Annotated in this window: 18 protein-coding genes; 6 read left to right on the forward strand and 12 right to left on the reverse strand. The window is 43.4% G+C overall.

The window, feature by feature from the left end; translation table 11 throughout:
- Positions 1–538 precede the first annotated feature (538 nt).
- Positions 539–805 carry a hypothetical protein gene (locus ACFSR6_RS18765; protein WP_379081723.1) on the forward strand — a complete coding sequence of 89 codons (267 nt, stop codon included), beginning with the start codon at positions 539–541 and terminating at the stop codon, positions 803–805.
- A gap of 905 nt (positions 806–1,710) precedes the next feature.
- Here ACFSR6_RS18765 and ACFSR6_RS18770 read toward each other — a convergent pair.
- The 4 genes from ACFSR6_RS18770 to ACFSR6_RS18785 form a co-directional block, all read right to left on the reverse strand.
- Complete coding sequence (locus ACFSR6_RS18770) at positions 1,711–3,117, reverse strand: TolC family protein (RefSeq protein WP_379081725.1); 1,407 nt, start codon at positions 3,115–3,117, stop codon at positions 1,711–1,713.
- Positions 3,104–6,301, reverse strand: coding sequence for an efflux RND transporter permease subunit (locus ACFSR6_RS18775; RefSeq protein WP_379081727.1), 3,198 nt, complete (start codon positions 6,299–6,301; stop codon positions 3,104–3,106). Before ACFSR6_RS18775 ends, ACFSR6_RS18770 begins: the two co-directional genes overlap by 14 nt.
- Positions 6,302–6,322: 21 nt before the next feature.
- Positions 6,323–7,525, reverse strand: a complete 1,203-nt coding sequence (locus tag ACFSR6_RS18780) for an efflux RND transporter periplasmic adaptor subunit (RefSeq protein ID WP_379081729.1) — start codon at positions 7,523–7,525, stop codon at positions 6,323–6,325.
- 71 nt (positions 7,526–7,596) lie between these two features.
- Positions 7,597–8,202 carry a TetR/AcrR family transcriptional regulator gene (locus ACFSR6_RS18785; RefSeq protein ID WP_379081731.1) on the reverse strand — a complete coding sequence of 202 codons (606 nt, stop codon included), beginning with the start codon at positions 8,200–8,202 and terminating at the stop codon, positions 7,597–7,599.
- 152 nt (positions 8,203–8,354) lie between these two features.
- On the opposite strand from ACFSR6_RS18785, the gene ACFSR6_RS18790 reads away from it, so the two are divergent.
- From ACFSR6_RS18790 to ACFSR6_RS18800, 3 genes are all read left to right on the forward strand, one after another.
- Positions 8,355–8,513, forward strand: coding sequence for a hypothetical protein (locus tag ACFSR6_RS18790; RefSeq protein WP_379081733.1), 159 nt, complete (start codon positions 8,355–8,357; stop codon positions 8,511–8,513).
- A gap of 105 nt (positions 8,514–8,618) precedes the next feature.
- Entirely contained in the window at positions 8,619–9,062 is a 444-nt protein-coding gene (locus ACFSR6_RS18795; protein ID WP_379081735.1) for a GNAT family N-acetyltransferase, read from the forward strand.
- Between the two features lie 174 nt (positions 9,063–9,236).
- Positions 9,237–10,706, forward strand: a complete 1,470-nt coding sequence (locus tag ACFSR6_RS18800) for a rhomboid family intramembrane serine protease (RefSeq protein ID WP_379081737.1) — start codon at positions 9,237–9,239, stop codon at positions 10,704–10,706.
- 222 nt (positions 10,707–10,928) lie between these two features.
- Here the strand turns inward: ACFSR6_RS18800 and ACFSR6_RS18805 are convergent, their stop codons facing one another.
- The 5 genes from ACFSR6_RS18805 to trpD form a co-directional block, all read right to left on the reverse strand.
- Entirely contained in the window at positions 10,929–11,570 is a 642-nt protein-coding gene (locus ACFSR6_RS18805) for an NAD(P)-dependent oxidoreductase (RefSeq protein ID WP_379081739.1), read from the reverse strand.
- 411 nt (positions 11,571–11,981) lie between these two features.
- Positions 11,982–12,749: a tryptophan synthase subunit alpha gene (trpA, locus tag ACFSR6_RS18810; protein ID WP_379081741.1), complete on the reverse strand. Its 768-nt coding sequence runs from the start codon at positions 12,747–12,749 to the stop codon at positions 11,982–11,984.
- A gap of 80 nt (positions 12,750–12,829) precedes the next feature.
- A complete protein-coding gene (gene trpB / locus ACFSR6_RS18815; protein WP_379081743.1) occupies positions 12,830–14,011 on the reverse strand; it encodes a tryptophan synthase subunit beta in 1,182 nt (393 codons plus the stop codon).
- 73 nt (positions 14,012–14,084) lie between these two features.
- Positions 14,085–14,717 (reverse strand): phosphoribosylanthranilate isomerase, encoded by a 633-nt coding sequence (locus tag ACFSR6_RS18820; RefSeq protein ID WP_379081745.1) that lies wholly within the window; start codon positions 14,715–14,717, stop codon positions 14,085–14,087.
- Positions 14,711–15,700: an anthranilate phosphoribosyltransferase gene (gene trpD, locus ACFSR6_RS18825; RefSeq protein WP_379081747.1), complete on the reverse strand. Its 990-nt coding sequence runs from the start codon at positions 15,698–15,700 to the stop codon at positions 14,711–14,713. The genes ACFSR6_RS18820 and trpD overlap by 7 nt, the downstream gene beginning before the upstream one ends.
- 376 nt (positions 15,701–16,076) lie before the next feature.
- On the opposite strand from trpD, the gene ACFSR6_RS18830 reads away from it, so the two are divergent.
- Complete coding sequence (locus ACFSR6_RS18830; RefSeq protein WP_379081749.1) at positions 16,077–17,018, forward strand: ion channel; 942 nt, start codon at positions 16,077–16,079, stop codon at positions 17,016–17,018.
- 644 nt (positions 17,019–17,662) lie between these two features.
- Here ACFSR6_RS18830 and ACFSR6_RS18835 read toward each other — a convergent pair.
- The 3 genes from ACFSR6_RS18835 to recR all read right to left on the reverse strand — a co-directional run bounded on the left by ACFSR6_RS18835 (position 17,663) and on the right by recR (position 20,244).
- Entirely contained in the window at positions 17,663–18,502 is an 840-nt protein-coding gene (locus ACFSR6_RS18835; protein WP_379081750.1) for an alpha/beta hydrolase, read from the reverse strand.
- 184 nt (positions 18,503–18,686) lie between these two features.
- Positions 18,687–19,505, reverse strand: a complete 819-nt coding sequence (locus ACFSR6_RS18840) for an SDR family oxidoreductase (protein WP_379081752.1) — start codon at positions 19,503–19,505, stop codon at positions 18,687–18,689.
- Positions 19,506–19,626: 121 nt separating this feature from the next.
- Positions 19,627–20,244: a recombination mediator RecR gene (recR, locus tag ACFSR6_RS18845; protein ID WP_379081754.1), complete on the reverse strand. Its 618-nt coding sequence runs from the start codon at positions 20,242–20,244 to the stop codon at positions 19,627–19,629.
- A gap of 375 nt (positions 20,245–20,619) precedes the next feature.
- Here recR and ACFSR6_RS18850 point away from each other — a divergent pair, with 375 nt between their 5' ends.
- A complete protein-coding gene (locus ACFSR6_RS18850) occupies positions 20,620–22,128 on the forward strand; it encodes a sodium:solute symporter (protein ID WP_379081756.1) in 1,509 nt (502 codons plus the stop codon).
- The last annotated feature ends 2 nt before the right edge of the window (positions 22,129–22,130 follow it).

The following is a 22,130-nucleotide window of genomic DNA, read 5'->3' on the forward strand; positions in this document are numbered from 1 at the left end:
TTAGGCATAAAAACCTTGACGATATATTAATGTGCCGCTACCGTTTTAGGTAATCTGATTTATAATTTAAGAAAAGTAATCGTTCTTTGCCTTAAATAAAATATCAAAACAAATCTAAAGGACGATCGATTATTAGAAGAACTTTTATATGCCTCTGCATCATGCTATAAGCACCCTGCTGGCCGACCTCGCAGATTTTTGCAGGAAAAAGCACGAAAAACTGTGCGCTGACTTTTATGAAATAGATTTCTCCGTTTCGCTGTGCTTCAGTCGAAATGACGATCAGTTAGTAGAAGAACAGCGAAGAAGAATTCCCTCTACTCCATGCCATCTGCACCCTGATGATCGGCCTCGCAGATTTCCGCCGGAAAAAGCACGGAAAACTACGTGCTGACTTGTATGAAACAGATTTCTCCGTTTCGCTGTGCTTCAGTCGAAATGACGATCAGTTAATAGAAGAACAGCGAAGAAGAATTTCCTTTACGCCATGCTGTTTGCACCCTGCTGGCCGGCCTCGCAGATTTCCGCAGGAAAAAGCATGGAAATCTTTGCACTCCCTCCTTATACCCTACAGGCCAAGGCAGGATCAAAGCGAGAGCGGCGGGACAAAGCAAGGGCAAAGAGCCTCGATGCTGCCGCAATAAAGATTTCCGTAGCTTTTTACAAGGAAGGATGCAAGCCTTGGGTTTTTGTTTCTTTTGGGCCAAGCCAAAAGAAAGAGCCCCTCGGCGGCGGTGAGCCGAGGCAAGGCAGCGCGAAGGGTAAAACCTACATTGTCATTCTGAACGCAGTGAAGAATCTTTAGATCAAAAGATCCTTCGTACCTCAGGATGACAGCGAAGAAGAATTCCTTTTACGACATGCTGTTTGCACCCTGCTGGCCGGCCTCGCAGATTTTTGCAGGAAAAAACATAAAAATTGCCGGCTGACTTTTATGAAACAGATTTCTCCGTTTCACTGCGCTTCAGTCGAAATGACGATCAGTTAGTAGAAGAACTTTTATATGCCTCTGCATCATGCCATATGCACCCTGCTGGCCGGCCTCGCAGATTTCCGCCGGAAAAAGCACGGAAAACTGCGTGCTGACTTTTATGAAACAGATTTCTCCGTTTCGCTGTGCTTCAGTCGAAATGACGATCGATTATTAGAAGAACTTTTATATGCCTCTGCATCATGCTATAAGCACTATGCTGGCCGGCATAGGATATGATGGAAGGAAAAAACGTTAAAGCTTTTGCACATCCTTTCGAACTACCACTGCCCAGAGGCAGCGCGCCCTCCCCGATCCTTCATCGGGGCTTGTGCTGACGATCTCAAAGCTTTGACGAATTTATCCGACGTCAGATCCAAGCCTTGATTTTTGGTTACCTTTTTATCAAGAAAAAGGTAAGAGCCCCTCGGCGGCGGTGAGCGGAAGAAAGCACGTGCATGTGGAAGAAAATAATGTATAAAAAGATAATGCTTATAGATTTCTCCACTACGGTCGAAATGACGGATGGATTGTAATAATGGTAACTAAAAGATCCTTCGTACCTCAGGATAACAGAAAATAATGAGCAAGAGCGAGCGAAAACTTCAAGATTAGCTTCGCTGAGCACTTCATGGCTCCCGCCTGCGCGGGAATGACGGATCGTAGAAAACAAAAAACCTATAAGATCATCACGACCTTATAGGTTTCTTTATGCTTTTATGCCTTCGGTTAAAAATGGTTTAATTCCATCCTCCACCCAAAGAGCGGTACAAACCTACCACGGCATTTAATTGCTCGGCTTTAAGCGTAGCCAGTTCCAGCTCGCTTTGCAATAAGTTGCCCTGTGCAGTAATCACCTCTAAATAGTTGGCCATACCACTTTTAAACAACAAATTGGCATTGCGCGAGGCCTCCTGTAAGGTTTGGGTCCTTTTTTCGGCAATGCTGTACTGGCTTTTCAGTTTCTCTACCCTGGTCAGCTCGTCAGACACTTCGCCTACGGCATTTAAAACCGATTGGCGGAACTGGATCACCGTTTTCTCGCGGTCTATTTTAGCCAGTTCTAAATTGGCTTTCAGCTGTCCGTGTTGAAAAATAGGCTGCGTAATGCCGCCCGATACCAGGCCGAACAGCGAAGCCGGTACATTAAACCAGTTACTTGCTTTAAAAGAGTTAACGCCACCACTGGCGGTAATTACCAGCGAAGGGTACAAACTGGCTTTCGCCACCCCTACTTTGGCATTGGCTACATTCAGTGCCAGTTCGGCACTTTTAATATCGGGCCTGCGGCTTAACATCGATGAGGGGAAACCCGCATTTAAATTGGCAGGGATACTCATTTGATCTAAACGGCTGGCGCGGTTAATGGCTTTAGGCAAGGTACCGATCAGCACACTCAAGGCATTTTCCTGTAAAGCCACATTCTGCTCCAAACGGGGTACCAGCTGTGCCGCCACCAATTGTTGTGCCTGTGCCTGCTGTATGGCCAGCGAGGTTACCTGGCCGGCATCAAACTGCAGGTTAATGATCCGCAGGGTGCTGTCGTTCAGTTTTAAGTTTTTGCGGGCAATTTCCAGTTGGGCATCCAGCATCAGCAAATTATAATAACCCTGGGCCACATTGGCCACCAGGCGGGTTTGTATGGCTTTGCGTGCTTCGGCAGTTTGCAAAAAACTGGCCAAAGCGCCAGCTTTCTGGTTGCGGATTTTCCCCCAGATATCGGCTTCCCAGTACAGGCCCAGGTTGGCACTGTAATCTTCAATATGGGTAGAGCCGGTAAACTGGTTTAAGCTCAAGCCGTTTAAACTGTTATCAGACGGGCGGCTCGAACTGGCCGTTACCTGCAATTTCAGTTCGGGTATATTGCCCAGTTTCGATTGTTTAAACAACACTTCGGCCGCATCGATATTTTTCAATGCAATCTGCATATCGTAATTTTTGGCCAAAGCTGTATCAATTAAATTTTGTACCGTAAGGTCGTTAATAAAACTTTTCAAAGGCATGGTGCCAATACTCGAAGAGTCTTGTGGCGAGCTGTTTCTGAATAGGCCCGGTGCTACATTTGGCAGCAGGGTATCTTTAGAAACCGAACATCCGCTCCACACCAAAACCAGGAGCAGGATGGCATATATATTAAACCGTTTCATAAACTGCATGATTATTATTTACAGGTTCTTCATTGTGATGAACAACCTCGTTTGATTTTTTAGATAGTTTTTCCTGTAAAGCCTGGAAGATCACAAAAAGTACAGGAATGATAAATAGACCTAATACCACACCCGATACCATCCCTCCGGCAGCACCGATACTGATGGAGTGGTTACCCTGTGCCGACGGACCCGTTGCAATACTCATTGGGAACAAACCAAACACAAAGGCCAGTGAGGTCATGATGATCGGCCTGATCCTTAAGCGCGCGGCTTCTATCGCCGAATCGAACAGGCTCAGTCCTGCCCTTCGTCGCTGCACCGCAAACTCTACGATCAGGATGGCGTTTTTAGCCAGCAACCCGATAAGCATGATCAGCGCTACCTGCACATAAATGTTATTCTCGATACCGGTTAAGCCCAATACCACAAACACACCAAATACACCGGTAGGGATAGAAAGGATTACCGCCAATGGCAGGATGTAACTTTCGTACTGTGCTGATAACAAGAAGTATACAAATACCAGGCAAAGCAGGAAGATCACGGTCGATTGTCCGCCCGAAGAAATTTCCTCGCGGGTTTGTCCGGAGAATTCATACGCATAACCGGTTGGCAATTGTTCTTTAGCTGTTTCTTCTATCGCTTTAATGGCATCGCCCGAGCTGAAACCCGGTTTAGGGATGGCATTTACCTCGATAGAGTTGAACAGGTTATAACGCGAAGCCGTTTCAGAACCATACACACGGGTTAATTTAACCAGGGTGCTGATCGGCACACTTTCGCCGTCTTTGTTTTTCACAAACACGCGGTCAATACTGGCCGGGTCGGTCCGGTCGGCAACATCAGCCTGTACCACTACCCTGTAGTATTTACCAAAGCGGTTAAAATCTGAAGCCTGCGCCGTACCAAAATACGTTTGCATGGTTTGCAAAATATCTTTCACACTTACGCCCAGCTGATCGGCTTTTTCATTATTCACATCGAGCTGTAACTGCGGATAATCGGCTTTGTAAGAGGTAAAGGCAAAGGCAATGGCCGGTTTAGCCATTAATTTGGCAATAAAGTTATTGGCTACCCCGCTGAATTTATCCAGCCTGCCATTTGTTTTATCCTGCAACATCACGTTCATCGCTTCCACATTGCTGAAGCCCGGCACGGTTGGGAAACTGAATACAAAGAAGGTACCGGCAGATATGGCTGCCATTTTAGCCCTCACGATATTCTGGATCTCATCGATATTTTTTACGGCTCCACGCTCTTCATTCGGTTTTAACAATAAGAAGATCTGTCCGGCCGAAGGGCTGTTCGAGGCCGTTAAGAAGTTATAACCGGCCAACGACATCACGAACCTGGCCGATGGCATGGCGCGCAATTCTTTTTCGGCCTGTTGCAATATTTTATTGGTATTGGCTAACGAAGTTCCTGAAGGGCTCGAAACCGCAATGGCCACAAAGCCCTGGTCTTCTGTAGGGATAAAACCGGTTTTGGTTCTGCCTACCAGTAAAACTGTAACCGCAACCAGCAGGGCCAGGCCGGCCATGCTGATCCATTTATGACGGATCAGCACTTTTAATCCACCGATGTAGCGGTTGGTCATGTAATTAAAGCCACCGTTAAAGCCGGCATAAAATTTCTCTACAAAGCCTTTTTTAGGTTCATGGTGCTCGCCCCCGGCATGTTTATTCTTTAAAAATAAGGCAGCCAGCGCCGGACTTAAGGTTAAAGCGTTAACCGCCGATATAATGATGGCGATAGCCATGGTTAAAGCAAACTGTTTGTAAAATATACCGGTAGAACCGGTCATGAAACCCACCGGTAAAAATACCGCCGCCATAACCAGGGTAATCGATATAATGGCCCCGGTAATTTCGTTCATGGCCTGCGTAGTAGCCGCTTTCGGGCTCAGCTTAGGGTTTTCTTCCATTTTGGCATGCACCGCCTCTACCACCACAATCGCATCATCTACCACGATACCAATGGCCAGTACAAGGGCAAACAGCGTTAACAGGTTGACCGAGAAACCGAACAATTGCATAAAAAAGAACGTACCGATAATGGCAACCGGTACCGCAATAGCCGGAATTAAGGTTGACCTGAAATCCTGTAGGAAGATAAATACCACGATAAATACCAGTAAAAAGGCTTCGATCAGTGTATGCTCTACCTGGTTAATGGATTCGTCAAGATCGGTTTTAGTACGGTAAAACTGGTTGTATTTAATGCCCGCAGGAAAATCTTTCGATAGTTTTTCCATCAGTTTATCAATGGCAATCTGGATTTCGTTGGCATTCGATCCCGATAACTGGATCACTCCAATGGTAATTCCATCGTGTCCGTTCAGGCGGTTTACACTGCTGTAGCTGTAAGCCCCCAGTTCAACACGGGCCACATCTTTTAAACGCAAGATCGAACCATCTGCGTTAGAGCGGATGGCAATATTTTCGTACTCCTCCGGTTTGGTGAGCTTACCTTTATATTTAATTACGTACTCGAAAGCTTCGTTACTGCGTTCGCCCAAACGGCCCGGTGCCGCTTCGAGGTTTTTATCCTGTATGGCACGCATTACTTCGTTAGGGGTAATCTGGTGAGCAGCCAGCTGACTTGGGTTTAACCAGATCCGCATCGAATAATCTTTAATCCCGCCGAATACACTGGCCGAACCTACTCCCGGGATACGTTTAATCTCAGGAATGATATTGATCTGTGCATAGTTATTCACAAAAACGGCATCGTACTTTTTAGGATCTTCAGAGTAAACCCCTATCGCTCCGATAAAGCTGTTCTGCTGTTTGGTAGTGGTAATACCATATTGTACTACCTCTGCAGGTAACTGGCTGGTGGCCTGCGAAACCCGGTTCTGCACGTTAACGGCAGCCTGGTCGGGATTGGTACCTTGCTGAAAGTAAACCGTAATACCCAATGTACCATCGTTACTGGCAGTGGAGGTCATGTAGGTCATGTTTTCCACACCATTAATTGCTTCCTCCAGCGATGGGGTTACCGAACGCAATATCGTTTCGGCATTGGCCCCAGGGTATACAGCAGTTACCAATACCGATGGAGGCGCGATATTCGGAAACCGCTCTAAGGGTAACTTTGTTAAGCCCAGTATGCCAACGATTACCAATAAGATGGAAATCACGGTTGACAGTACCGGCCTGTTTATAAATTTCTGAAACATGACTTTTAGTGTTTATGGTTCTTATTTTTTTGTACTTGTAACAGCTACTTTATCTGCTGCTTTCTGAGGTTGGATCACCATGCCCTCCTGTAATTTATCAATGCCGCTTAGCACAATCTGGTCGCCAACTTTTACGCCGTCTTTGATCAGGTAGTTTTCGCCGGCTTTACCTACAATGGTAATGGCTTGTTTTTTAACCTTACTGCTGTCGCCAAGGGTAAATACAAATACCTTATCCTGCATTTCTACCGTTGCTGATTGAGGTACCAGGATGGCATCGTTATGCAATAAACCCAAACGGATTTTACCGGTATTACCCGAGCGTAGCGCGCCATTGGCATTCGGGAAAGTGGCCCTTAACGTAATAGCACCTGTATTTTTATCAAACTGGCCATCAATCATGTCGATTTTGCCTTTAACAGGGTAAGTAGAATTATCGGCCAATACCAGTTCTACGGCAGGCAGGTGTTTAATCCTGTCGGCCGGGGTTTTGCCCGGGTAATTGGTGTTAAAGCTGTTGAAGTCGTTTTCGGCAAGCGAGAAATACACATGCACTTCGTGGATATCCGATAACTGCGTTAAAGCGGTCTGATCGGCCGGAGATACCAGACTTCCCTGTTTTTTGGGGATGCGGCCAATATAACCGCTAACCGTAGCCTTCACGTTGGTATAACCCAGGTTAATCTGTGCCGAAGCCACGTTGGCTTTAGCCTGCTCGGCGTTGGCCTGTGCAATCTTGTAAGCCGTTTTGGCCGTTTTTAACTGGATATCGGAAACGACCTTGTTTTGTACCAGGGGCGTTAACTTATCAACCTCCAGCTGGGCATTTAAAATAGCCGCTTCAGCAGCATGTAAACTGGCTTTGGCATTGTTTAAGGCCTCGCGGTAAGGGTTTTCGTTAATTTTAAAGAGGGTTTGTCCGGCAGTAACATAGGCACCTTCGTTAACCAGTACGCTTTGTAAATAACCGCTTACCTGCGGGCGTACATCAATATCAACAGCGCCCTGGATAGAAGCAGGGTATTCAACAAAAGTAGTTTCGGCACCTCCGCTAACCGAACTTACCGGTAAAACCGGGGGCGGTGGTGCGGCTGCGCCCTGCTGGGGCGCCGATTTGCAGCTGATCAGCACAATGGCGGCGAAAGCGAGAGCGAAACTGTATTTAACAAATGTAAATCGTTTAACAGTGTTAAATAATAAAAACAGACGATGTAGAGATTTCATATGATTTTAAATTATAATGGATTTAAGATGTATAAACTATTTAACAGTGTTAAATAGCAGGGTAAAAAATTTTAGCTATTAATAGATAAGGTAATTCCCTTAATAGCGTCTTTTAAAATTTGCTGGTTCAGCTCGTTGGTTGTTCTCCCGTCAGGGCGTACCAGGTTGATGGATATCAAACCGTGTATAATCGACCAATAGGTGTAGTACTTTCTACAGATATCTTCTTCTGATACAGGTTTTTTCTCGAATAAGGATTCAATTACATCGCCAAGCATACCGCCTACATGTTCTGCTTCGGGCAGCGAGTTTTTAACGGTGCAACAAACCATATCCACACCGTACATGAGCTGGTAAAATTCTTTGTTTGCAAAGGCGAAGTTCCAGTAGGCTATCCACATGGATTCCATCTGCTCGGCCGGTGTTTCATGCCTGTCGCGGGCTTCGCGAATGTCTTTGGCCAGCATCTGGTATCCCCTTCGGGTTAACTCCAGCAGGATCCCCTCTTTGTTCGAAAAATATTCGTAGATAATCGGTGCAGTATATTCGATCTGATCGGCAATTTTACGCATACTCAATGCCTGCCAGCCCTCGGTTTGAACGATGTTCAAGGCAGCATCCAGAATTTTTGTTCTGGTTTCATCTTTTAAACGTAGTATTCTTTCTTTGCTTCCCATGACCTGGAATATAAGGTGTAAAATAATCTAACACCGTTAAGCAAATGTAGAACCAATTCCAGAATTCACCATCATGCAATTGTCAAATAGAATTTCGCAGGTTTAAAACCGGCTTCTTTTGGGTTTAAATGCAGTTTTTAAACCATCATATAATGCGGAAGAATATTTTGACTTTATTTTCCCGACCTGACAGGCCTGCCATTTTACATTCCGGGCATGTCATTTATGCGGGCTTTGTCATGCCGGATCTTCTTTTCCTGTCATCATCCGGAACGGGAACAGGGCAGCGGCAGCAGGAAATGTTTATTTAACCACCTAAAACAGCTTAGCACATCTTTCATTTCCAGCCCGGATTTACTTACCGGCTTAATGTGGTAAATTTAATCATTTCTTTAATCAATCCTTATCTTAGTTCCATGATATACCGCGAAGCACTGATAACCGATATTCCGCAAATCCAGATCGTAAGGCATACTGTTAAAGAAAATACGCTCTCTAACCCTGCCCTGGTTACTGATGCAGATTGCGAAGACTTCATTACGCGCCGTGGCAAAGGCTGGGTATACGAAATAAATGGTGAAGTAATCGGCTTTGCCATTGTTGATTTAAAAGCGCACAACATCTGGGCATTGTTTTTAAGGCCCGAATACGAAGGCAAAGGCATTGGCAGGGAATTGCACCGGCTCATGATGGATTGGTATTTTGCGCAGACCAGGGAACCCGTTTGGTTGGGCACAGCGCCAGGCACCCGTGCTGAAGAATTCTACAGCAGGCAGGGCTGGAAAAAAGCTGGCATGGTAAATAAAGGCGAAGTGAAATTTGAAATGGCTTATGAGGATTGGGTGAAACGGCCTGAATAATGCCCATAAAGATACCAAGACACAAAGGAGCATTTTTTATCCTTTAGTATAATTAATGCTTATTCAAACGAGCTGAAATACATTTTTCTAAATAAGTGCCTATCACTACATAAAACAATTATAATATGGCTCAATATTTTATATTTGCCTGCTGAACATTAACACTCTTTTATTATGGCAATAGGCATTACACCTAAGCACCGGGAAGAAATTCCACTCCATGAATTAACTCCGTTACAATTTTTAACCATAGCAAGCCATGCGGCTACACGGCTCAACTGGACAATCCATTATCAGAGTGCGAGCGGTTTTATCGCCCAAAGCACTACTTCTGTGATCAACTCAGGCAGTGAAATTAAATTGGTTATTGACGGGCAAACCGCAACGATTTCGAGTGAATCAACAGGTGGTGAAATGATCGATTTTAACAAGAATAAAAAGAATGTTCGAGCTTTTTTAGATGCTTTTGCTATTGCGCAGTCGGAAATATCTCCGGAAGAATTATCGATTAAATCACAGGAGCTCTACGATTCCTTTGATTTAACGGCTGCCGATCTGCTAAAAATACCTGCCGAATCTGCCGGGCAAAAAGTTAAAAACTTCTTCTCACTGTTTATTCCGAAGAAGGATTTCTTTTTTACCCCAATACTGGTCGACCTCAACATCCTGATTTTTATAATCATGGTCATCTGCGGTGCAGATTTCATTTCGCCAAGTTCAGAAATTCTGATTAACTGGGGAGCCAACTTCCGCCCGCTGATCTCTATCGGCCAATATTGGCGTTTAATAACCAACTGCTTTTTACACATCGGCATATTACACCTTCTTTTTAACATGTATGCATTACTATATGTTGGTGTATTGCTAGAACCCATGCTGGGCAAGAGCAAGTTTATTGCTGCCTATCTGTTAACCGGTATCGGAGCCAGCTTAGCCAGCACCTGGTGGCACGAGCAAACCATTAGTGCAGGTGCATCGGGTGCCATTTTTGGCCTATACGGCGTTTTCCTCGCCTTACTGACCACCGACCTGATTGAAAAGGAAACCAGAAAGGAATTATTAACGAGTATTGGTATTTTTGTGGTTTATAACCTTGCTTACGGCATGAAAGGCGGTATAGATAACGCTGCCCATATCGGCGGATTGGTTTCGGGCTTAGTGATGGGCTATGCTTTTACGCCAAGTTTAACGCAACCCGAAAGGCCATCACTTGGTATTATATCTATTGCTACATTGTGCGTAGTCATGCTTTTTTCATCTTTTGTTGTGATAAAGTCGATCCCGAATAAGGAAAGTTTAACTGAATACGATACAAGATTTAAACGTTTCAGAGTTTTGGAAACAATGGCACTTGACGTTTATTCGCTTAAGGCTGATACAAAAAAGGAAGATGCGCTATATGAGATCCGCGACCGCGGAATTTATTACTGGAATGAAAACATCAGTTTACTGGACAGTTTAGAGCAATTGAACCTTCCAACAATGGTTAGGGAGCGTGATAAGGTTTTAAAAGAATATTGTAATTTACGTATTAAGGCCTACGAGTTGATGTATAAAGCAGTTGATGAAAATACGCACAAATACGATGCTGATATTGCAAAAATAAACAAGCAGATCGAATCCGTACTTAAATCTTTTGAATAATGTAATTCGATTTATCGCCTGCCATTTTTAAATCGGCATGTGGATCTGATCATAACCGATGCCAATAAAAGCGTGGTCAACTCGGGGGTAGCCCTAAAACCATATAAGACAGATAAGTTGCATAAGCTCGATTCTTACTATGTGCTTAAATGCCTTATATGGTAAATTAACTCGATTGCCAAAGTACAAAGTGGTGTCTTCGTGCCTTAGTGGTAAAACAATCTAATTATTCCAGATAAACGGGGCCTGCTTTATAAACGCCTCCTCTGCTAACTGCTCTATAACAAACTGTGCAAGATTGGCCGCATTAATCTGATCGCCAGTGCAATTGATTAAACTCATACCAATTGGTGTTTGCTCATCAGTTTGTATAATAAGGGGCAGGCGGATTAAAGTCCATTCCAGATCACTTTGAGCCAAGATGTCATATTCTTCTTGTTTATTGGCAGTTGAAACGGGAAAATGATCGTACATCCATTGGGTAGCTAAGCGGGTCTTTTCGTCCTTATGATCTAAAGGAGTGTTTACATTCAAACCAGTAATAACGATATAACGCTTTAAGCCCATCGTTTCCATAGCGGTAATGATGTTTACCGTCGACCGGGTAAATATGGTTTTCTCACTGGCAGGATGACCTAAACCCAAGGCACTGATTACGATATCGCAACCTTTTATAAAATCATATACCGCCCTGCTGTCACCAACATCGCCTGTTGTAATGGTTAAAGCCGGATGATTGACCTTGATTTTTTCCGGATTCCTGACCAGGGCCTTTACCCGGAAGTTTTGCGCCAGCAGCGCTTTTAAAATATAAGTACCAGCTTTACCTGTAGCACCGATTAACGCAATTTTTAAATCTTGCATGATGTTCTCTTTATAAAATTTAGAAAATAATCTTTTAACCCTGTATCGGATGATAAGGGGAATACAGAACCAGGTTCTGTTAAGGGAAATATTTTATAAAGAGATTTTAATGAGACTAATATACGAAAAAATCGTCATTTCGATTGAGTAGTAATCCAGTACAGTATTCCGTCATCTCGACCTGAGCATAGCGGAGTGGAGAGATCTAAATTCAAAATCATCCCAATATAGATTTCTCGACGACTGCGTTGCACTTCGCTCGAAATGACGACCCCGGAAGAGGATGTCACGTATATTGATTTTTATACAATAAATTATCCCTCAGGGTGACGAACCGCAAGCGTGATCGTTAATTGCGAGAAAGCTTCGTCGTTCCTCCTCGCAATGACGGTTACTCAAAGGGGTTTAGATTTAATCCCTAAACTTCTTCATGAAGTTGCTTATGCTTTCTTCCAGGTTTCCATCGGCAAGGGCCTTAACAAAAGCGGTACCGATAATAGCCCCATTGGCATAACTACAGGCTTTATCGAAAGTTTGTTTATCGCTGATCCCGAAACCGATCATGGTTGGGTTTTTCAGGTTCATGGCTTTAATGCGGCTAAAATAAGCTTCGGTGGTATTACCCACTTCTAAATTTTTACCGGTAGTGGCTGATGATGAAAGCAGGTAAATAAAGCTGTTGGTTAGCCCGTCAATTTTATGGATGCGTTCTTCAGCCGTTTGTGGTGTAATCAGGAATACATTGCTCAGGTTGTGTTTTTCAAAATAATCCTGGTAAAATTCTTCGTACTCTGCTATTGGCAAATCGGGTACAATACAACCATCTACCCCTACTTCGGCACAGGCTTTACAAAAGTTTTCTACGCCAAACTGCAAAACCGGGTTTACGTAACCCATTAACAAAACCGGGATGCTTACGTGTTTACGCAAATCTTTCAACTGTTCGAAAAGCACCTTAAGTGTCATGCCCTGATCTAAAGCTTGCTTGCTGCTGGCCTGGATCACCGGTCCGTCGGCAACAGGATCTGAATACGGAAAGCCGATTTCCAGCAGATCAGCACCCGATTTTTGCAGTGCTTCAGCAATCTGGATGGTATCGCCCAAATTAGGGTAACCAGCGGTATAATAAATTGATAATATATTTTTCTTCTCCTGGAAGAGTTTTTTGATTCTGTTCATGTTTTTGAGATGTGAAATTGGAGATTGGAGATTTGAGAACCAGACAGGAAGTCTAATAGCTCATCTCTATTGTCTCCTATCTATAAGTTAAAATATTTAATGTACGTATCCAGGTCCTTATCGCCGCGGCCCGAAAGGCAAACCACTACATTTTCTCCGCCTTTAAACACCATTTTTTCCAGGTACGCCAATGCATGTGCACTTTCAATCGCCGGAATAATGCCTTCCAGTTTGGTGCACAATAGACCGGCTTCCAGGCTTTCATCATCGGTAATGGAAACGTACTGTCCCCTGCCAGTTTTAAACAGATGGGCATGTTGCGGACCAATGCCAGGGTAATCCAGTCCGGCAGAAACCGAATGCGGCTCCACCACCTGGCCATCTTCTGTTTGCATTAAGATGCTCCGGCTACCGTGTAAAACGCCCTCTTTACCCAGGTACGTGGTTGCGGCCGAGAATCCGCTTGAAACCCCTTTACCTGCAGCTTCTACAGCAATCAGTTTTACCTTTTCATCGTCCATAAAGTGGTAGAACATCCCCATAGCATTGCTGCCTCCCCCCACACAAGCCAATACGTAATCGGGCTGGTCGCTGCCAGTTTGCTCCAGTAATTGTTTTTTAGTTTCTTCTGAAATGATAGACTGGAAAATGGCTACCATATCGGGATAAGGGTGCGGCCCCACTACTGAACCAATGATATAATGCGTATCAACCGGGTTGTTAATCCAATCGCGCATGGCCTCGTTGGTGGCATCCTTTAATGTTTTACTGCCCGAACTTGCCGGAACCACCTTTGCCCCCAGCATTTTCATACGGGCCACGTTGGGTGCCTGGCGTTCAATATCGACCTCGCCCATGTAAATTACACACTCCAGGTTACGCAAAGCACAAACTGTAGCCGTAGCCACACCATGCTGGCCCGCACCGGTTTCGGCAATGATCCGTTTTTTGCCGAGCTTCTCAGCCAGTAAAATCTGCCCGATGGTATTGTTGATTTTATGCGCGCCGGTATGGTTTAGGTCTTCCCTTTTCAGGAAAATATTGGCGCCATACTTTTCAGAATACCTTTTGGCCAGGTATAGCGGCGAAGGGCGGCCAACATAGTCTTTCAACAGCTGATGAAACTCTTTCTGGAAATCAGGGTCAGCAATAATCTTTAAATAATTCTGACGCAGTTCTTCTACATTCGGATAAAGCATCTCCGGAATGTACGCGCCTCCAAAATCTCCGTAATATCCTTTTTCGTTTACTTTGTATTTCATATGTTTTCAACCAGTTGTCACATTGAGCCTGTCGAAATGCCCTCGAAAGTCCTTCGGCAAGCTCAGGATGACATTATTTTGTAGTCATTTCTTTAATAAATTCTTTAATTTTTGCTGCATCCTTAAGGCCAGGTTCCGTTTCGAACCGGCTATTAATATCAAGTGCATATAAACGACTGTCGTTTATGTTTTTAATGGCAGCGCTATGTTCCAAATCAATTCCACCGCTTAAAAAATAAGGCTTATTGTAGGTATACCGGTCTAAAACAGACCAGTTGAAGGTTTTACCCGATCCTCCATGCGCCTTGGTTTTGGTATCGAAAAGAAAATAATCTGTCGTTCCTAAATAAGCTTCCAAAGCCGAAAAATCAAAATCTTCGTCTATCCCAAAAGCCTTAATCACTTCAATGCCGGGGAAACTCGATTTTAACGCTGCTCCATATTCTGGCAACTCGCTTCCATGCAATTGAACGGCTTTTAACTTTAAGCTGCTTATTTTTTCTTTTACCTTTTCCAGGTCTTCGTTCACAAATACACCTGTTGTTTTAATTTCGGCAGGAATGTATTTAATCAATTCTGCAGAAACCTCGCTGATTAAACGTGGGGATTTTTCATAAAAGATAAAGCCCAGGTAATCGGGCTGAAGCTCAGCAACCGCAGCAATATTGGCGGCTAAACGCATACCACAAACCTTTAATTTTAGCATGCCAGTAATTGTTTAAAACTGTGTAAGGCCTTTTTACTCATCAGCGATTCTTCTGCTTCGTAATAGCAATCGGCAAATGAGCGTTCCGGTTTGATGGTCCGGATGGCCAATGCCGAATTACAAAGTACCACGTTGTTTTGTACATCGGTTGCCTCGCCATTTAATACATCCATAAATATTTTAGCCGACGATTCTACCGTATCGCCACCTTTTATCGCATCGGTCGATACTTTTTCGAAGCCCATATCACCAAGGGTTAAAATCTGCTCGCCTTTATTGCTGAAGGTTTTCACATCGCAGGTAAGCGAAATTTCGTCGTAACCTTCCAGTGCATGCACAATGGTATAGTTTTTATCCGTTTCCTGATATAAATACGCATACAGGCGGGCCAGCTCCAGGCTAAACACGCCTACCATCTGGTGTTTGGGCTGTCCGGGGTTAACCATTGGCCCCAGCATATTGAAAAAGGTTTTAACGCCCAGTTCTTTCCTGATCGGGGCTACAATTTTCATGGCCGGGTTAAAAAGCGGCGCGTGCAAAAAGCAAATGCCTGCCGCATCCAGGTTGCGTTTTAAAGTGGCTTCATCATTGGTAAAACGATAGCCCAGGTATTCCATCACGTTTGATGATCCGCAGCCCGAAGAAACACCGTAGTTACCATGTTTGGCTACATGGTGCCCTGCACCTGCTACCACAAATGAGGATAAGGTAGAAATGTTGAAGGTATCTTTGCCATCGCCGCCGGTACCGCAAAGGTCGATCAGTTCATAAGCAGAAAGGTCTACCTTTACGCACATATCCAGCATGGCATCTCTAAAGCCCTGTAATTCCTGTACGGTAATGTTGCGCATGGCATAGGCAGTGATAAAAGCGGCAATTTGCGAGGAATTAAAAGCACCTTCCGAAATGGAAATCAGGATGTTTTTGGCTTCTTCCCTGCTAAAACTTTTGTTCTCGAATAAATGGTTTAATATCTTTTTCATGTTTTGCATACATCTTACCGTCATACTGAACCGGGTTCAGCATCTTTCCCGCAGATGCTGAACTCAATTCAGCATCACGATTCCTCAAAAAATTTATCTGTAACAAGGTTCGTGTCTGCACGAACCATTTATTTAAACTCCGTTTAGTGAGGACGCGAAACGGGGCGTTGTTAAAAAAATATCACAAAAAAAGAGGATTGCTTTTTAGGCAATCCTCTTTATTGTGTATAAAATATTTTAAAATATATAACAACAGAAATGCCTAACGAATTTCGTTATGCCACCACCAATTGTTATTTAAGTTTTTAATTATCATGTTTGTATAAAGCAAATATTGATATACTTTTTTAATATTCCAAAATCTTTCTGAAAATATATGGTCTTTTTTAAAAGAAAAGTACAGTTTAACGATGATCTGGGTTTTGCATCAAATCCGGTAACCAAAAACCAGCGGATGATTAATCCCGATGGTTCGGCCAATATCGAGCGTACGGGCCTGCCCTGGTTTAAGTTCGACGATACCTATACCCGCCTGGTTACCATGAGCTGGCCCCGTTTCTTTCTCGTTATCCTGGTGGCCTACCTCCTGGTGAACACTTTTTTTGCCATTCTCTATAACCTCATCGGGATCGAAAATTTAGTCGGGGCAAATGGTATTACCCTGCGCGATCAGTTTTTCGATGCTTTTTTCTTTTCGGCGCAAACCATATCTACCGTAGGTTACGGTCACATTTCGCCGCAAGGCTTTATTACCAGTGTGCTGGCCGCTTTCGAAAGCATGCTTGGCCTATTGGCTTTTGCCCTTGCCACCGGTTTATTGTACGGCCGTTTTAGCCGCCCCACTTCGAAAGTGAGTTTCAGCAAGAAAATGGTCATTGCACCTTATCAGAATGGCCATGGCTTAATGTGCAGATTGGTTAATTTACGGCGCAACCAGCTTATTGAAGTGGAAGTGCAGATGGTGATGTCGTACAACGAAATTGTTGATGATAAACAGGTAAGGCGTTTTTACCCGCTTCAGCTGGAGCGCGATAAAATCAGCATCCTCTCCTTAAACTGGACGCTGGTGCATCCCATTACCGAAGACAGTCCGCTGTTCGAAAAATCGCTCATCGAATTGCAGCTGGCAGAAGTTGAGGTGTTTGTGATGTTAAAGGCTTTTGATGATACCTTTGCACAGACCATCCACACGCGAACCAGTTACCAGGACGAAGAAATTGAAATGGATGCCCGTTTCGAGAAAATGTATTACCATAACGAAGCCGGTAAAACGGTGATGGATTACAGTAAACTTGATGAGATTACAAAAATGGTATAGGGGCTTTTTGCTTTTGAACAGTTTTTTTGGAAAGCAATGGTCATACTCATCGGTCACTGCAGTCCCGTCATCCGCTGCAATCTTTTTGTTTACTGTTATTCCAGAGACACGAAGGAGCTGCAAGCTATGAAACAGGTGCTTCGTACCTCAGCATGACGGTCTATTGAAAGTTACTGCAATAAAAAGGATTTCCGCTGCTACCGGGTTTAGTGGTTAAAACTTCTGCAAAAAAGCCCCGCTACCGCGCTATACTTTTGCACAAAGCATCCACACGCGCACCAGCTACCAGGACGAAGAAATTGAAATGGATGCCCGTTTCGAGAAGGTGATGGATTACAGTAAACTCGACGAGATCACAAAAACGGTATAGGGGTCTTTTGTTTTTGAACAGATCTTAGTTTTTTGGAAAGCAATGGTCGTGCTCATCGGTCGCGACAGTCCCGTCATCCGCTGCAATCTTTTTGTTTGCTGTCATCCTGAGGCACGAAGGAGCTGCAAGCTATGAAACAGCTGCTTCGTACCTCAGCATGACGGTCTATTGAAAGTTACTGCAACAAAAAGGATTTCCGCTGCTACCGGGTTTAATGGTTAAAGCTTCTGCAAAAAAAGCCCGGCTACCGCATTAGGGCATTAAGATTGCCACGCTATAGCGATGTGTTTTGAATAAAATCCAGGATATCCTGATACAACCGGTTGCCTCCAAAAATCATCTGACTGATCATCGGGATATGGCTTTTCCCCTTAATTTCTTTCAGCTCAACCGGAACGCCATTGGCTTTGAGTTTTTCGTATAGCTTGGGCGTTTGTAATTTAATGGCACCATAAGTTTTAGCCCCATAAAAAAGCAGGTGCGGATTTTTAATCTGGTTTACATATCCCATCGGTGAAGCAGTTTTCCAAACGTTAGCCTGTTGGGTAAAGGTTCTGATGAAATCGAAATAATAGTGATCCTTTTCCGCAGTGGTTAAATACTCATACATATCCAGCCCGAAAGGATCGTTTAGGATAACGCCTTTAATCGGGTTCGCTATGCCTGCCTGCTTAAAATATTTGGGGTCGGCATTAATCAGCTCGGCCAGGTGCCCACCCGCCGAATGGCCCATTACAAAGATCTTACCGGGACTTGCCTGGTAACTGCTTATATTTTCGTGCACCCATTTTATTGCCAAAGCGCAATCATTGGCCATTTTTTCGTACTGCACGTTGGGAGCCAAAGGATAATTAATAATAACGGTAACCACACCTTTCCGTGCAAAATTACGGCCCAGCCACCAATAGGTTTCTTTCTTACCGCTGCTCCAGGAACCCCCATGGATGAAAACCAGTACCGGTTTATTGTTTAAACTATCATCGCGGTAAAATACATTCAATGTATTGGCTTCTTCGTGGTTACCTGCGTAGTTAATGTTTTTTACTTTTTTAACCTGAGCCGAAGTCAATAGGGTTTGAAACAGGAGCATAAATAAAAGCAGGGATTTAGGCATACAGCAGTTAATTATCGAAATAGTAAATAAACGAAATTGTTAAAAGCGTGGATTTTTAGTACAGTACCGAGAAGAGAGAAGTATCAAGTATCAAGTATCAAAACAGATTAAACTGTATCATAAGCGCTCACACATAACCTTAAACCCTACACCTTAAGCCCTAAACCCTATACCTGAAGCCTTTCTACCCTTTAATCAACGGATTTTTCTCCTTCGCAAACAAATCAAAAACCTTTTTATCTACAAAAGCCGGGAAGAGTTTATTCATCCATACCGCCAGTTTGCCTTGCCTGGTCATGACCAAAGTGCGTTTACGCTCTTCAATACCATCGGCAATAATACTGGCCACTTCTTCTGACGACATCATTTTACCTTCATCCATGCTGGTTTCGCCGTGGGCTGCACCATCTTTTGATAGGGCCGTTACACGTATATTGGAAGCGGTAAAGCCCGGGCAGGCTACCATGACATGCACCCCGGTTTTAAGCAACTCGGTACGCAACGACTCCATAAAACCGTTCATGGCAAACTTAGAAGCCGAATAACCTGTACGGCCCGGTAAACCACGGTAACCTGCGATTGATGATACACCTACCACGGTTCCTTTGGTTTTTAAAATTTCGGGCAGCGCATATTTGGTGCAATATACTGTTCCCCAGAAATTCACATCCATCAGGTTTTTCAGCACTGATAAATCCAGCTCGTTAAACAGGGCCCGCATCGATAAACCGGCATTATTAACCAGGATATCGATTCTTTGAAAGGAAACAAGCGTTTGTTTAATAATTAATTCGCAATCAGCTTCTTTACTCACATCGGCCTGTACGGCAACCGCCCTGATGCCATATTTCTTTTCTAAATCGGCAGTAATTTCGCAAAGGGTAACGTATTGACGGGCTGCCAGAACCAGATTGGCACCACGCCTGGCAAATTCTTCGGCACAGGCTTTTCCGATTCCGCTTGATGCGCCTGTAATGATGATTACTTTATCTTTTAAGTTCATTTAGTATTATCATATTGAGTAGTAAGTATGGGTAGCAGGTGGTAAGTTTACAGTAATGAGTATCGAGTATCTAGATGTATGCGGTTAATTTATGCCCTGATACTTGCCACTCAATACCCGTTTATTTCATCATCGCAGTTTCATAAGGTACACGGGTTACAATTGAGCGGCCAAGGGTAATTTCATCGGCATATTCGAGTTCGCCACCAAAAGCAATTCCACGTGCAATAGTGGTAACCGGCACATTAAATTCTTTCAGCCTTTTATAGAGGTAGAATAAAGTGGTATCGCCTTCCATATTGGGACTTAAAGCTAAAATAATTTCTTTAATACCGCCTGCTGCAACACGGGTTACCAAACCATCAATAAACAAATCAGAAGGGCCTATTCCATCCATCGGCGAAATTAAACCACCCAAAACATGGTAAACGCCAAAATACTGTCCGGTATTTTCGATCGCCATTACATCACGTGTATCTTCCACCACACAAATGGTTTCTTTATCACGTTTATGCGAAGTACAGATTTCGCAGACTGCATAATCAGAAATATTGTGGCAGGTTGTGCAGTGTTTAATATGTTGTTTAAGTTTAATAAATGTATTGCCAAACTGGTTTACCTCCTCCTGCTCTTTGTTTAAGAGATGCAGCACCAGGCGTAAAGCAGTTTTTTGTCCTACACCGGGCAGTTTCGAAAACTCGTTTACTGCATCTTCGAGTAGTTTGGATGAAAAATTCATAGTACAAAAATAGGTAAAATGGTTCATTGGTTCAATAGTCATTGGTTCATTGGTCATTGGTAACTGTAGACTGCTAATTGGTTATTGGTTCAATAGTCATCAGTTCATTGGTTCAATGGTTGATGGTATGGCTATCCGATAGTTTATTGGTTATTGGCTCAGTTGTTAATTGGTCATTGGCCCATCAATAACTGTAAACTGTTAACTGGTTATCGGTCATCAGTTCATTGGTAACTGCAAATGGTCAGCTGAAAACTGCAAATAATTTATTGGGTGTGCAAACTTCAGACTCGGGACTTCCGACTGCGGACTTTGGACTGAATATATTGCTTCATTTAATAGTTTTCTTTACATTTATCAGCTTAAAACAAAACTATGTCACCAACCATCCTCTTGTGTTTTCTAATTGGCTACTTCCTGTTACTGATTATTATTTCGTTTGTAACCTCTCAAAAATCGTCAGATAATAATACTTTTTTTGTTGCCAACAGGAACTCTAAATGGTACCTGGTGGCCTTCGGAATGATTGGGACAGCACTTTCGGGGGTAACTTTTATATCGGTACCGGGCGAGGTTGGTGCTCCGGCCGGAAACCAGTTCCAATATTTTCAGTTTGTATTGGGCAATGCGGTTGGCTTTATCGTTATTGCCACCGTTTTATTACCGTTGTACTACCGGATGAATTTAACTTCCATTTACAGCTACATTGAAAAACGGCTGGGCCATTACAGTTACAAAACCGCTGCTTCTATATTTTTATTAAGCAGAACACTCGGATCGGCTACACGTTTGTATCTCGTTGTAATTGTACTACAGCGCTTTATATTCGATAATTATGGCATTCCGTTTTGGTTAACGGTTTTAATTTCTTTAGCCTTAATCTGGTCGTATACTTTTAAAGGCGGGTTAAAAACCATTATTATTACCGATACCCTGCAAACATTCTTTTTAGTTTTATCGGTTTTTTTAACCATTTATTTCATCTGCAATCGCCTCAATTTCAGCATTCCACAGGCCTTTGAAACCGTAAAAAACAGCAGTTACTCTAAAATATTCTTTCTGGATGATTTCCTTACCAACAAGTTCTATTTCAGCAAACAGTTTATCGGTGGTATTTTCGTAACCATCGCCATGACCGGGCTCGACCAGGACCTGATGCAGAAAAACCTGAGCATGAGTACCATCAAAGAAGCACAGAAAAACATGTTTACCTTTACCGGTGTATTTGTAATTTTAAATGTTTTCTTTTTAAGTGTAGGTGCATTATTATACATCTACGCCAGCAAAAACGGTATCGATATTCCCTTAGATCATGTAACAGGTAAACCACGCACCGATTTATTGTTCCCTGAGATTGCATTGAATAACCTGGGGGCTGTTCCGGCCATTATTTTTATGCTGGGTTTAACGGCGGCTACGTTTGCCACAACCGATTCGGCCTTAACAGCCCTCACCACTTCTTTCTGTGTCGACTTTTTAGGCATGGATAAGGCCAAAAACATTGACGAAAAAACAGCCGTTAAAAAGCGCCATACGGTGCATATAGCCTTTTCGGTGTTAATGTTCCTGGTGATTATTGTGATTAATGCATTGAACAGTTCATCGGTAGTGAGTTTAATTTTCACCATTGCTTCTTACACCTACGGGCCGCTTTTAGGCTTGTACAGTTTTGGATTGTTTGTAAAAAAACGCGGACTTCGCGATAAATTAGTACCGATAGTTTGCATATTATCGCCTTTTTTATGTTACTTGCTTGCAAGCAATTCGACCGCAATATTGGGCGGATATGTTTTTAGTGTTGAACTGATTTTAATTAACGGTTTAATCACATTTATAGGTTTGTTGTTCATCAGCAAAAAAACTGATGCGCAGACAAAATTTTAATT

It is taken from the genome of Pedobacter vanadiisoli (assembly GCF_042684385.1).
Classification (GTDB): Bacteria; Bacteroidota; Bacteroidia; order Sphingobacteriales; family Sphingobacteriaceae; genus Pedobacter; species Pedobacter vanadiisoli.